Genomic DNA, 17,905 nt, shown 5'->3' with positions numbered 1-17,905 from the left:
CCGGCCGGGGGTGCCGAGATCGTCACGCTACCCGGCCATGGTCCCGGCTCTCGTCCTGGCCCCGCGCGGGGGCGGCCTCGGGCTCCGGGGTCCAGGCCGCCGCGCACAGGGCGGCGGCCATCGCGTCGGCGTACCTGGCGGCGGCCAGCCAGGCGCGGGCGAAGCGGTCGGCGTCGGCGGGCAGCAGCCGACCGAAGGTGTCGAGGGCCCGGTCGGCGGCCGCGCGGTGCAGCTCGTCGAGCACGGCGACGCCGGTGGCCAGTCCGGCCCGGCGCAGCCGCTGCCGGTCGGCGCCGTCCGCCCCCGGGAGCGCCAGGGTGCGGCGGCCCGCGGCGACGGCCTGGTCGACGCGGCGGCGCAGGGCGTGCAGGGGCGGAGGCGCGGGCTCGTCGGCGGCGGCGGGCGGCACCGGCGGGTCGGACGCAGGGGGCAGGTCGGCGCGTTGGAGGCGGTCGAAGCCGACGTCGATCCGGCCGCGCGGGTCGGCGGGGCGCAGGGTGCGGCGGGCGCCCGGCGGGCGGCCCGCGGCGAGCAGCGCGAGCCTGGGGTGGGTGGCGGGCACCAGGCGGCCGATCACGCGGAGCCGGAGCCCGGGGTCGGCGGCGAGCAGCCTGAGGTTGTCGCGGTGGGCGAGGTCGGGGTGGTCGTCGGCGGCGGTGACGCGCACGGGAAGCCCCGCGCAGTCGGCGGCCAGGACGTGGCCGCCCGACTCGCGGACGTGCCCGGTGACGGTGAGGTCGAGGAACAGCAGGTCGCCGCCCGGGGGGCGGCGCGCCTCGGGGAGCGCGAGGGCGGCAAGGGCGCGGGCGGCCTGCTCGTGCGCCGGGGGCGCCCACAGCCGGGCCAGCGGCTCCTCGTCCCAGTCCGCGCCCGAGGCGCGCACGGCGCGCACGCCCGCGCCCGCGCCGAGGCGGCCATCGGGGGACACGGTGGCGCCCGAGACGGTCAACCCCGCGCGGGCCAGCTCGCGGTGGGTGAGGGCGGTGTCGCCGAGGCGGACGGTGCGGGCGGCGGCGGACGCGGCCCGTTCGGCGCCGCCCGGCATGACGTCGAGCACGCTGTGGAGGCGGCCATCGGCGTCGGCGGTCCAGGTGACGACGCCCGCGTGGCCCGTCCGGGCCAGGACCGGCTCGGTGAACAGCCCGTAGAGCCGCAGCGCCCCGCCCGGGGTGTAGGGGCGGCGGGCGGTGCCGCGCAGCACGGCGAGCTCGGGCCCCGTGGCGTGGCCGACGCCGTGCGCGGTGGTCAGCAACTCGTGGAGCGCGGCGGTCAGATCGCCGAGCCGGTGCCCAGGATCCGCGGAGCGGGCCGCGCGCAGCCCGGCGACGGCGGCGACCGCCGCAGCGGCGGGGCGGTGCAGCCCGGCGAGGCGGGCGGCGTGGGCGGCGCCGAGCAGCTCGGCCTGGGCGAGGGCGCCCGCGCCGTCGACGCCGGTCTCGAGAACGGCCGCGCCCGCGGTCCACAGGGCGGTGGCGGCGGCGAGCTGGGCGGGCGAGGCGGCCTCGGCGCTCTCGGTGGCCGGGATGACCGCGGCCTCGGGGGCGTTGCCAGGGGCGTTGTCCGGGGTGGCGTTGTCAGGGGTGCCGTCGCCCGCGTCGTCCGGCGCGGGGCCCTCCTCCGCGACCGGCGCCGCGGACGCGATGGCCGCGCGGTGCACACAGGCGGGGGCGAGCAGGCAGCCGCAGCGGATGGCGTCGGCTTCGGTCACCGCGCCGCCGGGGGCGCGCAGCTCGACCGCGGCCTCGTCGTCCACGGCGACGCGCGCGGTGTCGCCCTCGCGCGTCACGGGGCGGGCGGCGAGCTTGGCCGCGGCGGCGTCGAGGCGCTTGCGCAGCCGGGGACTGAGCGCGGCGACGAGCGCGGCGGTCACGGCGGGGGCGACGGGCGGCAGCGCCGGGGGTGCGGTCATCGGATCTTCTCCCCTACCCAGCGGGCGAGTTCGAGGGGGCTGAGGGCGGCGACGGGCATCCCGGCGGCGACCAGCTGTCCTGCGACGGCCGTGGAGTAACGCGGGCGACCCGCGTCGTCGAGGCTCGCGCAGCCGAGCACGTGGCACCCGGAGTCGACCAGGGCGCGCACCTCGGCGAGCAGTCCGCCCAGCGGATAGCCCTCCTCGAAGTCGCTGATGACCACGGTGAGGGTGCGGGAGGGCGCGGTGACGAGCGAACGGGCGTGGCGCAGCCCGGCGGCGATGTGGGTGCCGCCGCCCACGCTGACCTCCAGGAGCAGGCCGAGGGGGTCGTGCACATGGCCGCTGAGGTCGATGACCTCCGTGGAGAACGCCAGGAAGTGGGTGGACAGCGCGGGCACCCCGGCGAACACGGCGGCGGTGAGGGCCGACCAGATCGTCGATGACTCCATCGACCCCGAGACGTCGGTGACCAGGATCAGCCGCCAGTCGGCCGAGCGGGCGGCGCGGCCCCGGAACACCGGCCGCTCGGGCACGATCACCACGTCGCCCTCGGGGGAGCGGCGCGCGGTGCGGAGGTTGGCGCGCAGGGTGCGGGGCAGGTCGAGGCGCCCGGTGGGGCGCCGCGTCGGACGGGGGTGGGCGGCGCCGTTGAGCGCGGGCCGCAGCCGGGTGGCGAGCTCCCGCGTCAACGCCTCGACCAGGCGGCCGACCAGGGGCCGCAGCCGGGCCACGCGCGCCTCGGGCAGGCCGCCCGCGTGCCGGAGAACGGTCCGCAGCAGGTCGACCGAGGGGCGCACGGCGTCCGGGTCGAGCGCGAGCACGGCGTCGTGGCGCCCCGCGGCGACGGCGGCGGCCAGCACCTCCTGGCGGACGCTGGGGCCGAACAGGACCGCCAACTCCTCGGACCACTCGCGCACTCCGGGGTAGGGCGCCTGGCGCCCGCCGCCCGCGGAACGTCCGACGTCGCCGCGTGAGCCCTCGCCCCTGCCGCGCCCGTACAGCTCGTCCAACGCCGTGGCCAGCGGGGCGGCGGAGCGGGGCAGCCGGTCGGCGCGGCGGCCGAGCAGCAGCCGCCAGCGATCGGCGGGGCCGAGGGCGCGCGCCTCTGCGGGCGGCGCGGGGGCCGGGGCCCGATCGGCGGTGTCGGCGCGGTCGGCGTGGGCGCCGTCGGCGGGCGGCGGGGGCAGGAGGCCCTGGGCGGCGAGGGCCTCGGCCGCCGCGAGGTCGGCCCGCGTCCAGCGCTCCAGGGTGACGGGGTCGGTGTCGGGCAGCTCGGCGACCCGGCCGCCGATGCGCTCCTCCACGACGTCGAGCAGGCGGTCGCGGGCGGCGGGGCTGAGGGTGTCGAACCCCCCGCGCAGCGCGGGCAGCCGGTCGAGGAAACGGCGGTCGGGCAGCTCGGAGATCCGGTCGAGCAACGGGCCCAGGGTGGCAGGCGAGGCTTCGAGGAGCGGGCCCGCGGCGGTCAGCAGGCCGCCGAGGCGTGCGGTGAGCGCGGCGCGCGCGTCGGGGTCGCCCGCGGCGTCCACCCACGAGGCGACCAGGCCGCCGAGCCGCTCGGGGGTGGTGAGGCCGAGCAGCGTGCGCACCGCGGCGGCGGCGCCCCGCATCATCGGGCTGCCCTCGGCGGCCAGCGCCCCGAGGGCCCCGGCCAGCCGCATGCCGCCGAACGCGTCGGCGCGGTGCGCGAGCTCGACCAGGGCGCGGGCGTCGGCCAGCTCGTCGGAGCCGGTGAGCCCCTCGACCTGGCGGATCGCGGCGGTGGTGAGCGCCTCGGCGAGGGCGTCGACCGCGTGGCCCGTGGCGCGCAGCCGGTCGAGGAGGGTGAGGGCGGCAAGCAGCTCGGGCAGGGTGGCGCCGACCGGCAGGAGCGTGGCCGCCTCGGCCAGGCGCTCCGCGGTGAGGGCGTCGAGGGCGCAGGCGGCGGCCTGGTCGAGCCCGGTGATGACCTGGGCCGCGGTGGGACCCCCTGCCGCGCGCTCGGCGCGGTGCCGCGCGCGGAGCGTGCCCTCGGCGGCCTGGGCCGGGGTGACGCCGCGGACCCCGGCGGCCACCAGCATCGCGGCGGTCGCGGGCGTCCACCGCGCCTGCCACCGCGTGGTCAGCGCCTCGGCGCCGCCGGTGCCGGCGACCCGCTGCTCCTCGGCGTAGGGCACGCCGCACACGGTCAGCCGCCGCAGCAGCAGCTCGCGGCGCCGGTCGAGGGCGGAGCGGCGGGTGTCGAGACGTAGCTCGCGCCCCGCCGCGTCGCCGGGGCCCGGCAGCCCGAGGTCCGCCACCGCCGCCTCGACGGCCGGGCCGAGGCCGCCGCGTGGCGTGCCGGGGGCGGGGCGGCCGGTGCGGGCGCCGACCAGCACGTCCTCGAGCGCCCGTGAGACGGCCCGGCCACGGCCCAGGGGCTCGCCCTGGGCGAGCACGGTCTGCACCGCCTCGATCAACTCCCCACGCCCGGGCGCCGGAAGCCCGCGCAGTCGGGCGAGGTCGCCGGCCAGGCGGCTGATCTCCCGGGAGTCGGCGGGGCCCGAGGGGTGGTCCTGGGCGCGGAGCGCGGCGCAGATCCTGACGGCGGTCCTGGTCAGGGCGTCGTGCAGGGCCGCGGGGTCGCCGGCGGCGCCCAGGACGAGGTGCTGCCACTCGGGGTCGCGGATCCCCGCGGGGTATCCGGAGCGTTCGTCCAGGAGGGCATAGGTGTAGGGGATCAGGGAGACGGTCCAGGCGCCGTCCGCGAGGGCGGCGGGCGGGCGTTCCCCGGTGTCCCCCGCGTCCCCGACGTCCCCGACGTCCGCCGGGTCCCCCGCGTCGTCGCGCAGGGCGGCCGGGGTGAGCGCCGGGGTGTGGAACGCGCCGACCACCGCCGCGGCGCGCCGCCCGCCCGCGGTGGCCTCGGTCAGCCGGGCGCGCATCCAGCGCTCCCTGGCCAGGTCGAGCGGGTCGACCCCGCCGTCCTTGGCCGCCGCGTCGCGGCGCAGGGCCCAGCCGGTGAGCAGGGCGGCGCGGCGCAGCGCCTCGGGCGGGGAGCCGGGGGCCGTGGCCTCGACCAGCCGGTCCCACAGGTCGTCGCCGGGGCGTCCGGTGAGCCGGGCGCGCAGGGCGTCGCCGACCCCGGCCCGCTGTTGTCCCGCCGCCCCTTGGCCCGCGGGGCGGCGGGCCGCGCGGTGCGCCCGGTCGGCGAGCGGCAGGTCGGCGGCGATCGCGGGCACCCCGCGCCCGGCCGCCCAGCGCAGGGCGGCCAGCTCGGGCGAGAAGTCGGCGAACGGGTAGAACGCCGGGCCGCCCGCGTCCTGTTCGGCCCTCGGGTCGCCGCCGGGCACGGCCGCGAGCGCCACCGGCGCCCTGGTCTCCTCGTGGGCCAGCCAGGGCAGCCAGTCCTGGAGCTCGGCGGGCAGCTCCACCAGCAGCACATCGGGCTCGGCCGCATCGAGCAGGTGCGGCACCGCGGCGGCGAGGGAGGGCGCGTGGTGCCGCACGCCGATGAGGAACGCGCCCGCCGGGTCGGTGAGCTCGCTCAGGGCGGCGCGGGTCTCCGCCGCGCCGGGGTCGGTGGCCATCGCGCGTCAGTCCTCCAGGACGTGCCGCAGGTCCCACAGGGTGCGCCAGGTCGGCGAGCCCTGCTCGGCGCGGCGGCGCACGGCGCCGTCCCAGTACCCCTGGAGGCACGCGGCGTCCTTGGGCTCGTCCTTGCGGACCACGCCGAGCAGGTGGCCCGGGACCAGGGAGAGGACGTCGCGGTCCGAAGGGAAGTACGCGGCGGACAGCGCGAGCGAGCCCGCGACCGCGACGGCCTCGGCCGTGCTCATCACGGTGGAGGGCCGCTCGACCTCCCAGCCCTCGGCCGAACGGCCGTCGCGCAGGTCGCGGAACGCCGTGACCAGCGCCTCGAGCACGGCGTCGTCGACCCGGAACGCGGCGCCCGAGCGTTCGACGGCGGCGCGGGACTGGCGGCGGACCAGCTCCGTCTCGGCGTCGAGGTCGGCGATGGGGCCGACCGTCTCGAAGCTGAACCGGCGCTTGAGGGCGGCGGACATCTCGGAGACGCCCTTGTCGCGGAGGTTCGCCGTGGCGATGAGCGTGAAGCCGGGGGCGGCATGCGCCTGTGCCGCCTCGGTCCCGGCCAACTCCGGTATGGCCAGGCGGCGTTCGGAGAGCAGGGAGACCAGGGCGTCCTGCACCTCGGGCAGGCAGCGGGTGATCTCCTCGACCCGGGCGACGGCGCCCGTGGCCATGGCGGTGAGGACCGGGGAGGGAACCAGGGCCTCGGGGCTCGGGCCCTTGGCGAGGAGCAGGGCGTAGTTCCAGCCGTATCTGAGCTGGTCCTCGGTCGTGCCCGCGGTGCCCTGGACGGTCAGGGCGCTGGTGCCGCAGACGGCCGCGGACAGCAGCTCGGAGAGCATCGACTTCGCGGTGCCCGGCTCGCCGACGAGCAGCAGGCCACGCTCCCCCGCGAGCGTGATGACGCACCGCTCGACCAGGGCGCGGTCGCCCACGAACTTGCCGCCGATCTCCAGCTTGCGGGGCAGCTCACCGGCGGGGTCCGCGCCGTCGGGCAGGGCGAGGGCACGGCCCTCGCTGCCCATGACGAACGTGACGACCGCGCGCGGCGTGAGCCGCCAGCCCGGCGGGCGGGGGCCTGGGTCGTGGGCGGCGAGGAACGCCAGCTCGGCGGCGTACCGGTCCTCGGGCGGGGTGACCTGGCGGGCCTCGGCCCGAGCGGTGGTGGTCGTGGTCATCGACGGCCCTTCCTGGTGGCGCGGGTGACGAGCTCCTCGTACGCGGGGCCATCGCCCGCGGTGACCCGGGCCCACGCCCGGGTGAACAGCTCGGGGACGGGCGTCAGCGGGACGATCCGCCCCTCGAGGGGGTAGAGACCGGCCTTCCACGTCTCGACCGGGAGGAGCGGCGAGCTCCGCTCGAGCCAGCCGCAGGGCAGGAACAGCTTGCGCCCGGCCCGCGACCGCTGGGCCGTGACCACCAGGTCGGTGGCGGACAGCTCGGCGGCGGCGCGCTTGGCGCGGGCGGGCTTCCAGCCGGTCCAGCGGGCGCGGGCGCGGTCCGTCGGGGAGGGCAGGGCGAGCAGCTGGAGGTAGAGCGCCGCGGCGTCCTCGCCCAGGCCGTGGTGGGCGGCGACCTCGGCGACAAGCCCTGGAACGCTCAGGGTCGGGTCCTGGGCATAGCCGGTGAAGCCGTCGGCGTCGCCGTGCCCGGCCGCGAGCAGCCGGTCGATGTCGGTGCCGAGCAGCGTGCGGAGATGGGTGAGATGGCCGTCGGACGAGGGCGGCAGCAGCCCCTCGACCAGGCCGAGCGCGGGGTCGTCCGGCCCGGTGAGCCCGGCGGGGCGCAGCCACAGGTACTCCGAGCCGGAGTACCAGGGGGCGAGGACGAACGCGTCGCCCACGCGGGTCATCCCGTCGGGGCCCGCCCCGCCCTCATCCGGCATGCCGTGCGCGGCGCGGATCCTCTTGGCGGTGGGCTGCCCGTCGGCCGACCAGTGGAGGTGCAGGTCGAGAAGCAGCCCGGGGTCGGCGAGCCGACGGCGCAGGGCGGCGAGCCCTTCGGGCAGGGCGGCGCGCAGGGGGTGACCGTAGGGCAGGCCGTGGCCGAGGGCCACCAGGGCGCAGATGGCCCCGGTCAGCAGGAACCGACTGGGCAGCAGCGTGCTGTCGTCGGCCTCGACCCGGCCACGCTCGCCGAGGCGCTGCGTGGTGGTCCGCGCGAGCCAGGGCGTGTCCTGGGGGTTGAGCACGGCCTCGCCCATGCCGCCGACGTCCAGCTCGTCGGCCAGCTCCTCGGGTATGCGCAGCCGGGTGCCGAACAGCGCGGTCCAGCGCCGCGCCGCCGCCTCGGTGTCGGGGCCCGACTCCCACAGCGCGGCCGGGTCGTCCCGCAGCAGCGCGGCGAGCAGCTCGTGGCTCTCGGGCGGCAGGAGCGCGGCGGCCTTGCGGGCCTGGCCCACCTTGAGGCCGAGGTCGGCGGGGGTGCGGGGGGCCTGGGTGAGCCCGGCGAGCAGCAGGGTGGCCTGGACGGTGCCCGCGCCCGTGGCCTCGGCGAACGCGGCGGGCGCCTCGGGGCGCCAGGGCAGCGGGCCGCGCTCGCGCACGAGGCGGACCAGCTCGGTGAGGAACGCGGTGCCGGGGCCGGGGGCCACGGGGTACGCCTTGGCGGTGGTGAAGTGCGCGACCGGGCCGAACGCGCCCTCGGGGTCGTGGTCGACGGCCAGCCAGGTGTGCCGGTCGTTCTGCCCCGGGTGGCTGGGGCGGCCCAGGATGACGACCGTGCGGGAGCCGCGGCGCAGGACGTGGCCGCCGCACTGGGGGACGGTGCCGGACTCGTTGAGCACGGTGGTGCGCAGCGCGCCCGCGCCGCCCGCGAGCGGGCCCTCGGCGACCGCGGTGAGGAGCAGCAGGAGCGCCTCGCGCGCGGGGTCGTCGACGGCGGGTCCCGTGGCGTGGTAGGCGAGGGCGTGGAGCCTGCCGAGCAGCCCGGTCCAGTCGCCGCTCCCCCAGGGAGCGGTGCGGGGCTCGGCGCGCCAGCCGTCGGGCAGCGCCTCGGCGCGGTCGGCGGCGGTGAGCGGGGCGCCGGTGGCGGGCTTGCCGTTCAGCACGTGGTTCACCGCCCGGATCTGCTGGAGGCAGCTCCACAGGCCGTTGCTCCACAGCCGCTGGAGGGGCCGCTCGGCGAGGGGGCCCGCGGCCTCGGCGATCAGGCGGTCCGTGCCGTGCCGGGGCTGGTAGTCGGCGAACATCGGCCCGTCGGCCTTCGCCTCGTCCTGCCGGGGGCCGGTGAGCCGCGCGATGGAGCGGGACGCGCGGGTGGCGAAGCGGACGATGCCCGCGACGCCGAGCAGCAGGGAGCGGTCCTTCACCTCGGGGAGCTCGGCGGCGACGGCGTCGGCCAGGGCGCGCTCCCGCTCCTCGGCGCGCGCGGCCGGGTCGGGGGTGCGCCCGGCCTCGCGGTCCTCGCGGTCGGCGCGGGTGAACGCGGCGTCCAGCTCGGCGACGGCCGCGATCAGCCGCCCGGCCGTGTCGTCGGTGACCTCGCGCAGCGCGAGTGAGCCCGTCTCGTCCCTGACGCGCAGGGCGTGCCAGAGCGGGGCGGGGGGCATGAGCGGGGTGCCCGCCGCGAAGTCGCCGCCGCGCGCGGAGGTCGGGGTCGAGCCGAGCGCCCCTGTGGTGCGGTCGGCGCCGTCGGGGAAGAGGAACGCGTTGTTCCGGCTGATCGCGAGCACCGGCTCGGCGCCGCCCGGCAGCCGCAGCGCGCCGATCGGCACGGGCTGGGCCGGGCTGATGTGGCCGGGCGTCCCATGGGTGAGGCTGACCGTGCGGCCATCGGTGCCGCGGGCCCTGAACGTGCCGCCGTCGGCCTCCTCGTACCGCACCCACCAGCCGAGCAGGGAGCCGTCGGTGCCGAGGGGGGTGGTCTCGAGCCCCGGCGCCATGGCCAGCAGGGAGCAGTAGTGGGGGATCAGGCGGGCGCCGTCGGCGGCCCCGCCCGCGAGGAACGCCGGAAGCGAGTCGCGGCCGCCCTCGCCGGTGGCCGGGTCGAACTCCCGCCAGACGCTCTCCCGTTGGCGGTGCTCGAGACGCCAGTGGGCGGTGCCGTCGGTGAGGACGGCCGCCTCCTGGGGATAGCTGGTGTCCCCCGCGTGCAGGGGGCGCCCGCCGGTGGTCAGGCCGCCGCCCGGCAGCGGCGGGGCGACCCGGCAGGGGAGCACCCCGGAGCGCGACAGGTGGGCGCCGCCGATCGGGAAGATGTCGTCGGGGCGCGAGGACCAGTACGCGCGGTGCCCCCCGTCGGCCCACCAGGTGACCAGCAGCTCGCCGTCCACGTAGCGGAACGCGGGCCGCCGCCACAGGTCGGTGTCGGGGATCCGGACGTCGTGGTCGATGAGGACGCGGTCGGGGCCGACGACGACGGCCTTGGCGGAGTTTCCGAGGATGACCCCCGGCCATGCCTCCTCCACGCCGAGCGACCGCGCGCCGTTCCCGGATACGTGCGGCGCCATCAGCCGCATGCCCTCATCGAGGGCGGGCCAGCCGAGCTCGTCGAAGATCCCGGCGCGCAGGGTGCGGGCGACCAGCGGCGCCAGGTCGTGGGCGGTGACGCGGGCGAGGGCGTCGGGGTGGACGTCGGCGGCGATCCGCTCGGCGGCCAGCAGCCGGTCGAGCGCGGCGCGGGCGGCGGGCAGCGCGGTGGCGCCCGTGACCTCGTCGGCGCGGGCGGCGAGCCACTCGCGCAGCAGCTCGCGCAGCACCGGGTGGGCCGCGGCGGTGGTGAGCCGCCCGGGGTCGCGGTGCTGGGCGGTGGCGCCGACGGAGGCGGTGAGCGGGGGGCGGTAGCGCGGGTCGGCGGCGAGGGCTGCGAAGTCGCACCGCTCGTCCTCGGGCGCGCCGAACCAGTCGTCCAGGTCGAGGACCAGGCCATCGGTCGGGTCGGCCACGGGGACGCCCTCGGCCAGGCAGGCCTCGAGCAGCTCCGCGTCGGCGCCGCCGTGCCGCCCGCGGCGGCGGCCGAACGACGCCACCGGCACGCCGTCGGCGCGCAGCCTGGGGGCGAGGCGCCGGGCCAGCGCGTAGGTGGCGGGCGACCGGTGGGAGGACCAGCCGCGTTGCAGGTGGGCGCTCCAGCGGGAGAGCCACTCGGCGGCCGACGACCGCTCCCCCGCGCCGCCCTCGCCCTGGGCCGCCTCGCCCGACTCGGCGGCGGACACCCGCTCGTCGGCGAGCACCCGCTCGGCCCCCGTGGCGGCGAGCAGGTCGAGCCAGGTCTCGTCGCCGCCGCCCTCGACGGTCAGCTGGGAGGGCATGAGGGACAGCAGCCGGTCGCGGACCCCGGGCCGCTCGGCGGCGAGGTCGACGAGCGCGCTCCGGTACCCGGTCCAGAACGAAGAGGGCGCGTCCACGACGGACGAGTGGTCGAGCAACTCCCCGACCAGGGCCCGCTCCTCGGCCGCCACGTCGAGCCCCGCGGCGCGGAGGAGCTTGCGGGAGTCGGCGGCGAGCGAGGCGTAGGGCGGCATCCCGGCCGCGCAGCGCTCGACGGTGAGCTGCCTGAACTGGCGCCACGCCTCCTCGGGGGACAGTCTGCGGGTCAGGTCCTTGACGTGGTCGCGCAGCGCCTTGACGGTGAGGGCCCCGGCGAAGGCGAACTCCAGGAAGACCGCGCGCTGCCGCGCCTCGTCCACCTCGAGGTCGTGGACGCGCTCGGCGGCGCGGGCCTTGCCGAAGAACGTGGCGGCGTACGAGGTGTTCTCGTGCGAGAGGAAGACGCGCGCGGCCTGCTCGTAGAACGTGGGCAGGAAGTGCGGCACTGACCGCCCGAGGCGCTCGCCCAGCTGGTCGAAGCCGTCCTTGGCCGCCCCGGCGCGGCTGGCCGCCGTGCGGGCGAGGCGCTCGATGTCCTGGACGAGGGCGAGCGCGTGATGGCCGTTCGCCGGGTCGTTGACCAGGGCCCAGGCGGGGAAGCCGAGGCTCTCGCGGCGGACGCGGCCGACGCGCGGCGCCTCCTCGGCCTCGTCTCGGGCGAGGCCGAGATAGCCGAGCGCCAGGTCCTCGGCCTCGCCGAGGGTCTCGGCCACCAGGCGCACCACGGGCCGCTCGTCGAGGGCGGGGTGGGTGTAGGCGCGGGCGGTCAGGGTGTCGACGTCATCGCCCGCGCTCGCGCGCGCGTCGTCGAGCGGCAGGACGGCGCCCGCGTCGAGCAGGAGCCCTGCGGTGACCTGGTCGGGCCGGTCGGCCCAGGGGGTCTCGGTGCTCATCGGGCGTCCTCCTGGGTGTCGCGGCCCGCGTGGAGCGCGGCGGCCATGCGCATGCCCTCGGACCAGGCGACGGGCCCGATGTCGCCCAGGCGCAGGGCGCGCCCCTCCGGGGTGTTCCAGCTGAGCGGGCCTGTCTCGGTGCGCCCTGACCCCTCGTACTCGCCCAGCCAGACGCGGGCCTCGACCGTCGTGCCGTCCTCGACGACCGGGCAGACGGCCTGCCCGCCCCGCACGCGGTACCCGAGCGAGGTGGCGCGGCCGAGGAGGAAGCGGAGCTGGCTGTAGACGCCGCCCGCGTAGGTGTGGACGAAGGTGGCGGCCCGGTCGACCGGCTCGGCGCCGTCCGCGCCGCGGTGCCAGACCTCGCGGTGCAGCTGGCCCGTGCCCTGGCGCAGCCCGAGCTCGGTGGCGAAGTCCCGCAGCTCGTCGAGGTCGTCGAGCAGGACGGGGTGCGGGATCCGCAGCACGCGCGCGTCGGTGCGGACGCTGTCGCCGTCGAGGTCGACCAGGCCGACGCCGCGCTCGGGGTCGGCGTCGCGCAGGAAGCCCGCGACGGCGCCGTCCGCGTCGGTGACGACAAGGTCGCGCAGGGCGGCGCGCCAGGCCGGGTCGGGCCACACGCGCACCAGGACGGGGGCGGGAACGGGCAGCGAGCGGATCATCCAGCGCTCGGCCGTGGCCAGGCACTCGCGCTCGTGCCGGGCCAGCCAGTCGGTCAGCTGCCGGAGCTGGACGACGGCCGGCTCCTCCGCGATCTTCGCCGGCACGGACTTCAGCGGCTTCCCCGCCTTGTTCCGGCAGAGGACCTTTCCCGTGTCGCCGAGGGCGACGGTGTAGTCACCCGCGCTCATCCACCCCATGACCATCTCCCCGAAGGTCGCCTTCTACAGTGATCGAAACCGTAGTGGGCCCCACTGACAAGGGACTTCCCGGGGCGGAAGGAGAGTCACATGGGCGAGGGCGCCGACGAGTCGAGGGGCCGCCCCGTGCGGTGGGGCATCCTCGCGACGGGGGGCATAGCGGCCAAGCTGGCCGGGGACCTGGCGACGCTGCCCGGCGCCGAGGTGGCCGCGGTGGGGTCGCGTTCGCCGCGCGCCGCCGAGGAGTTCGCGCGCCGCTTCGGGATCCCGAGGGCGTACGGCGACTGGGCGGCGCTGGCCGCCGACCCCGAGGTGGACGTGATCCATGTCGCCACCCCGCACAGCGCCCACCACCCGGCGGTGCGGCTGTGCCTCGAGGCGGGGAAGCCGGTGCTGTGCGAGAAGCCGTTCACGATGAACGAGGCGGAGGCCCGTGAGCTGGTGGCCCTGGCGCGGGAGCGGGGCGTCTTCCTCATGGAGGCCATGTGGATGTACTGCAACCCCTCGATCCGGCGGGCGGTGGAGCTGGTCCACGACGGGGCGATCGGCGAGGTTGTCGCGGTGCACGCGGACTTCGGCATCGGCGGGCCGTTCGACCCGGGGCACCGGCTGCTCGACCCCGCGCTGGGTGGCGGCGCGCTGCTCGACCTGGGCGTGTACCCCGTCTCGTTCGCGCACCTGCTGCTCGGGGAGCCCGCCGAGGTGTCGGCCGTGGCGCGGATCGAGGGGGGTGTGGACCTCAACACCGGGATGCTGCTCGGCTACGCGTCCGGCGCGGTGGCGGCGTTGACCTGCTCGCTGCGCGGTGACACGGCGCGGACCGCGGTGGTGACGGGGGAGCGGGGGCGGATCGCGTTCCCGCGGGGGTTCTTCAGCCCGGAGCGCTTCGTGCTGCACCGGGAGGGGAGCGAGCCCGAGGAGTTCGCCGGGCCCGGGCCCGCGGGGACGATGGCGTACCAGGCGGCCGAGGTGATGCGGTGCCTGCGCGCCGGGGAGACGGAGTCGCCGCTCGTGCCGCTGGACGGGAGCCTGGCGGTGATGCGCACGCTCGACGCGGTGCGGGCGCGGATCGGGCTGCGTTACGCGGGCGGGTGACGGGCCGCCGCCCGCCACCCGCCGCGCGTGCCGACGGGTGGCCCCGTCAGCGGGTGGCCGCCGCCCAGGCCCGCTGCTCGGCCAGGGCCGCTCCGGCCTCATCGAGCTGGACGGCGACCGCCGAGGGCGCGGTGCCGCCGCGCGCGTCGCGCGCCGCGAGGGCGCCCTCGACCGTCAGGACGGTGCGGACCTCGGGGGTGAGGTGCGGGGAGATCTTGGCGAACTGCTCGTCGGTGAGCTGATCGAGCTCGATGCCCTCCGCCTCGCACACCTTGACGCACTCACCGGCGACCTCGTGGGCCACGCGGAACGGCACGCCCCGCTTGACCAGCCACTCGGCGATGTCGGTCGCGAGCGAGAAGCCCGCGGGCGCCAGCTCGGCCATGCGCGCGGCGTTGACCGTGAGGGTGGCGACCATGCCGGTGAACGCCGGGAGCAGCACCTCGAGTTGGTCGCAGGAGTCGAAGACCGGCTCCTTGTCCTCCTGGAGGTCGCGGTTGTAGGCGAGCGGGAGCGCCTTGAGGGTGGCAAGCAGCCCCGTCAGGTTCCCGATGAGGCGCCCCGACTTGCCGCGGGCCAGCTCGGCGATGTCGGGGTTCTTCTTCTGCGGCATGATCGAGCTGCCGGTGGAGAACGCGTCGTCCAGGGTCACGAAGGAGAACTCCCTCGTGTTCCAGATGATGATCTCCTCGGCGATCCGCGAGATGTCCACGCCCGCCATGGCCGTGATGAACGCGAACTCCGCGACGAAGTCCCGCGCGGCGGTGCCGTCGATCGAGTTCGCCGAAGAGCCGCCCTCGAAGCCCAGCTCGGCGGCGACCGCCTCGGGGTCGAGGCCGAGCGACGAGCCGGCCAACGCGCCCGCCCCGTACGGGGACACGGCCGTGCGCGCGTCCCACTGCCGCAGCCGCTCGCCGTCCCTCGACAGCGCCTGGACATGGGCCAGGACGTGGTGCGCGAACAGGATGGGCTGGGCGTGCTGGAAGTGGGTCCTGCCGGGCATGGCGACGTCGGGGTGGGCCTCGGCCAGGCCGATCAGCGCCGCCTGGAGGTCGGCGAGCAGCCCGCCGATGATCCGCGCGTGGTCGCGCAGGTACATGCGGAAGAGGGTGGCCACCTGGTCGTTGCGCGAGCGGCCCGCGCGCAGCTTGCCGCCGAGCTCGGGACCGAGCCGCTCAAGCAGGCCGCGCTCGAGCGCGGTGTGCACGTCCTCGTCGGCGATCGTGCCGGTGAACGAGCCGTCCGCGACATCGGCGGCCAGGCGGTCGAGCCCGGCCAGCATGCGCTCGAGCTCGTCGTCGGTGAGCAGCCCGGCCCGGTGCAGGACGCGGGCGTGGGCGCGGGACCCGGCGATGTCGTAGGGCGCGAGCCGCCAGTCGAAGTGGACGGAGGCGCTGAGCCTCTCCAGGGCCTCGGCGGGCCCGCTGGCGAACCGGCCGCCCCACAGCCGGACGTCGCCGCCGCCCTTCGCCGCCGTCACTGGGCGAGGTCCCGCCGCGCCGCGATCTTGCTCGAGAGGCCGAAGATGTCGATGAAGCCCTTGGCGAGCGACTGGTCGAACGTGTCGCCCGTGTCGTACGTGGCGAGGCTGAAGTCGTAGAGCGACTGGCCCGAGCGCCGACCGGTGACCACGGCGCGGCCGCCGTGCAGCGTCATCCTGATGTCGCCGCTGACGTGCTCGTTCGCCTCGTCGACGAAGCCGTCGAGGGCCCGCTTGAGCGGGGAGAACCACAGGCCGTCGTAGACCAGCTCGGACCAGCGCTGCTCGACCTGCCGCTTGTAACGGGCCAGCTCGCGCTCGACCGTGACGCTCTCCAGCTCCTGGTGCGCGGCGATGAGCGCGATGGCGCCGGGGGCCTCGTACACCTCGCGTGACTTGATGCCGACCAGCCGGTCCTCGACCATGTCGATCCGGCCGACGCCCTGGGCGCCCGCCCGCTCGTTCAGCTCCTGGATCGCCTGGAGCATGGTGACGGACCGGCCGTCGACGGCCACGGGGACGCCGCGCTCGAAGGTGATGACGACCTCGTCGGCGTCCCGCGCGGTGGCGGGATTCCGCGTGTACTCGTAGATGTCCTCGATCGGGGCGTTCCAGATGTCCTCGAGGAAGCCCGTCTCGATGGCGCGGCCGAAGACGTTGGCGTCGATGGAGTACGGCGACTTCTTGCTCGTGGCGATCGGCAGGCCCTTGGCCTCGGCGAAGGCGATGGCCTTGTCCCGGGTCATCGCGTAGTCCCTGACGGGGGCGATGCACGTCAGGTCGGGGGCGAGGGAGGCGATGCCCGCCTCGAACCTCACCTGGTCGTTCCCCTTGCCGGTGCAGCCGTGGGCGACGGTGTCGGCGCCGTGCTTGCGGGCGGCGGCGGCCAGGTGCTTGACGATGACGGGCCGGGAGAGCGAGGAGACCAGGGGGTAGCGGTCCATGTAGAGGCCGTTGGCCTTGATCGCGGGGAGACAGTACTCGTCGGCGAACTCGTCCTTGGCGTCCACGACCTCGGCCTCGACCGCGCCGCACGCGAGCGCGCGCTTGCGGATGACATCCAGGCTCTCGCCGCCCTGGCCGACGTCGACGGCGACGGCGACGACCTCGGCACCGGTCGCCTCGGCGATCCAGCCGATGCAGACGGAGGTGTCAAGACCGCCGGAGTAGGCGAGTACGACGCGCTGGGTCACGGTGTCTCCTTATGAAGCATGCACGGTCTGGAATAAGTATGCAGACATCCGCATGGTTCGTCAATCCGCTCGCCAGGGGCGCCCAAGGCCTGGGCATACTGCGGGACATGGGCAAGTCATACGAACGCATCGACGGCAGGCTGAGGACGTTCATCGAGGAGCAGCCCCTCTTCTTCACCGCCACCGCCCCGCTCGCGGCCGACGGCACGGTGAACCTCTCGCCCAAGGGCCTCACCGGCTCGTTCGCGGTGCTCGACGAGCTGACCCTCGCCTATCTCGACTTCGCCGGGAGCAACGCGGAGACCATCGCCCACCTCAGGGAGAACGGCCGCATCACCCTGATGTGGTGCGCGTTCCAGGGCCCGCCGAACATCGTCAGGGTGCACGGGCGGGGCGAGCCGGTCTTCCGCGACGACCCGCGCTTCCCCGCCCTCCTCGCGCGCTTCCCCGCCATCGACGCGGCCGACCACGGGCTGCGGGCGATCATCGTGGTGACCGCCGAGCTGATCAGGGACAGCTGCGGCTACGCGGTCCCGTTCATGGGCTACGAGGGCGACCGCCCGCTGCACGGCTCGCGCTTCGCGCGGGAGACGGACGCGTCGCTTGACGCGTACTTCCACACGAAGGACCACATCGCGACCAGCATCGACGGCCTGCCGGGGCTGCCGCTGCCCCTGCCACCCACGCCCCGGGCGACCACGCCTCGGGCGACCACGCCTCCGGCGGCCGACGGGGAGCGGGCGTGAGCGCGCGGCTGCGGGGGATCGCCAGGGAGACCGAGGAGTTCGTGACCGCCGGCTGGTACCCGGGCCCCGGCGGGCGGCGGGTGGACATCGGCGGGGCGACGGCCGCGGCGCGCGAGGGCACCGCGCTGTTCGGGCCCGATCCCGTGCCCCTCCCGCCGGTGGACCCCGGGGCGCCGGACGCGCGCGAGGTCGCCGCGTTCGAGGTCACGGGGGAGAGCAGCACCGTCGCCGCGCGACGCCTGGTCACCGGGGGCGGCGGCGCCGTGGCCGTGCTCAACTTCGCCTCGGCGCGCAACCCGGGCGGCGGCTTCCTCAACGGGGCGCAGGCGCAGGAGGAGGCGCTGTGCCGGGCCTCCGCGCTCCACACGTGCCTGCTGCGGGTCCCGGAGTTCTACGCGGCGCACCGGGCCGACCCCGACCCCTTCTACAGCGACCGCGTCATCCACTCCCCCGGCGTGCCGGTCTTCAGGGACGACAAGGGGGCGCTGCTGCCCGAGCCGTTCGCGGCCGGGTTCCTGACCTCGGCGGCGCCCAACGCGGGGGTGATTGCGCGGCTCGCCCCCGAGCGGGCGGGCGAGGTGCCAGGCGCGCTGCGGTCGCGGGCGACGCGCGTGCTCGAGGTGGCCGCGGCGGCGGGGTACCGGCGGCTGGTGCTCGGGGCGTGGGGCTGCGGGGTGTTCCGCAACGACCCGGCGCACGTGGCCGAGGCGTTCCGCGGACCGCTCGGCGCGGGCGGGGCGTTCGCCCGGCGGTTCGACCATGTGGTCTTCGCGGTGCTCGACCGGCGGGAGCCCTCGCCGACCCGAAAAGCCTTCGCCGACGCGTTCGCCGCTGGCTAGGGTGATCGTTCCGGCCCGAACGGGCGGTC

10 protein-coding genes are annotated in these 17,905 nt (G+C 76.9%); 3 read left to right on the top strand and 7 right to left on the bottom strand.

All coding sequences use genetic code 11. The features are described 5' to 3' along the window. Positions 1 to 22: 22 nt before the first annotated feature. Genes D7318_RS01080 through D7318_RS01055 form a run of 5 tightly spaced genes read right to left on the bottom strand, consistent with a single transcriptional unit; the run spans position 23 to position 12,523 of the window. Positions 23 to 1,909: a hypothetical protein gene (locus D7318_RS01080; protein ID WP_120694895.1), complete on the bottom strand. Its 1,887-nt coding sequence runs from the start codon at positions 1,907 to 1,909 to the stop codon at positions 23 to 25. Continuing rightward, positions 1,906 to 5,460 carry a DUF5682 family protein gene (locus D7318_RS01075; RefSeq protein WP_120694894.1) on the bottom strand — a complete coding sequence of 1,185 codons (3,555 nt, stop codon included), beginning with the start codon at positions 5,458 to 5,460 and terminating at the stop codon, positions 1,906 to 1,908. Before D7318_RS01075 ends, D7318_RS01080 begins: the two co-directional genes overlap by 4 nt. Positions 5,461 to 5,466: 6 nt before the next feature. Next, positions 5,467 to 6,639, bottom strand: a complete 1,173-nt coding sequence (locus D7318_RS01070; RefSeq protein WP_120694893.1) for an ATP-binding protein — start codon at positions 6,637 to 6,639, stop codon at positions 5,467 to 5,469. Next, the gene (locus D7318_RS32575) at positions 6,636 to 11,663 is read right to left on the bottom strand and encodes a hypothetical protein (protein WP_183091237.1); all 5,028 of its coding nucleotides are present in this window, start codon (positions 11,661 to 11,663) and stop codon (positions 6,636 to 6,638) included. Before D7318_RS32575 ends, D7318_RS01070 begins: the two co-directional genes overlap by 4 nt. Further along, entirely contained in the window at positions 11,660 to 12,523 is an 864-nt protein-coding gene (locus D7318_RS01055; protein WP_120694892.1) for a DUF4132 domain-containing protein, read from the bottom strand. Before D7318_RS01055 ends, D7318_RS32575 begins: the two co-directional genes overlap by 4 nt. Positions 12,524 to 12,613: 90 nt before the next feature. On the opposite strand from D7318_RS01055, the gene D7318_RS01050 reads away from it, so the two are divergent. Beyond that, positions 12,614 to 13,618 carry a Gfo/Idh/MocA family protein gene (locus D7318_RS01050; protein ID WP_120694891.1) on the top strand — a complete coding sequence of 335 codons (1,005 nt, stop codon included), beginning with the start codon at positions 12,614 to 12,616 and terminating at the stop codon, positions 13,616 to 13,618. Positions 13,619 to 13,664: 46 nt separating this feature from the next. Here the strand turns inward: D7318_RS01050 and argH are convergent, their stop codons facing one another. Both argH and D7318_RS01040 read right to left on the bottom strand, forming a co-directional pair. Continuing rightward, positions 13,665 to 15,098, bottom strand: coding sequence for an argininosuccinate lyase (gene argH, locus D7318_RS01045; protein ID WP_120694890.1), 1,434 nt, complete (start codon positions 15,096 to 15,098; stop codon positions 13,665 to 13,667). After that, positions 15,095 to 16,291 carry an argininosuccinate synthase gene (locus tag D7318_RS01040; RefSeq protein WP_120694889.1) on the bottom strand — a complete coding sequence of 399 codons (1,197 nt, stop codon included), beginning with the start codon at positions 16,289 to 16,291 and terminating at the stop codon, positions 15,095 to 15,097. Before D7318_RS01040 ends, argH begins: the two co-directional genes overlap by 4 nt. 107 nt (positions 16,292 to 16,398) lie before the next feature. Between D7318_RS01040 and D7318_RS01035 the strand changes: the two genes are divergently transcribed. Both D7318_RS01035 and D7318_RS01030 read left to right on the top strand, forming a co-directional pair. Further along, a complete protein-coding gene (locus D7318_RS01035) occupies positions 16,399 to 17,037 on the top strand; it encodes a pyridoxamine 5'-phosphate oxidase family protein (RefSeq protein ID WP_120695208.1) in 639 nt (212 codons plus the stop codon). Continuing rightward, positions 17,034 to 17,876, top strand: a complete 843-nt coding sequence (locus D7318_RS01030; protein WP_120694888.1) for a TIGR02452 family protein — start codon at positions 17,034 to 17,036, stop codon at positions 17,874 to 17,876. Before D7318_RS01035 ends, D7318_RS01030 begins: the two co-directional genes overlap by 4 nt. Positions 17,877 to 17,905: the final 29 nt, after the last annotated feature.

Origin of the sequence: Streptomyces radicis, from assembly GCF_003626575.1 — a bacterium.
Lineage (GTDB): Bacteria > Actinomycetota > Actinomycetes > Streptomycetales > Streptomycetaceae > Streptomyces > Streptomyces radicis.
Note: the sequence above shows the minus strand (reverse complement) of the source record. Positions and strands in the feature narration are given on the sequence as shown.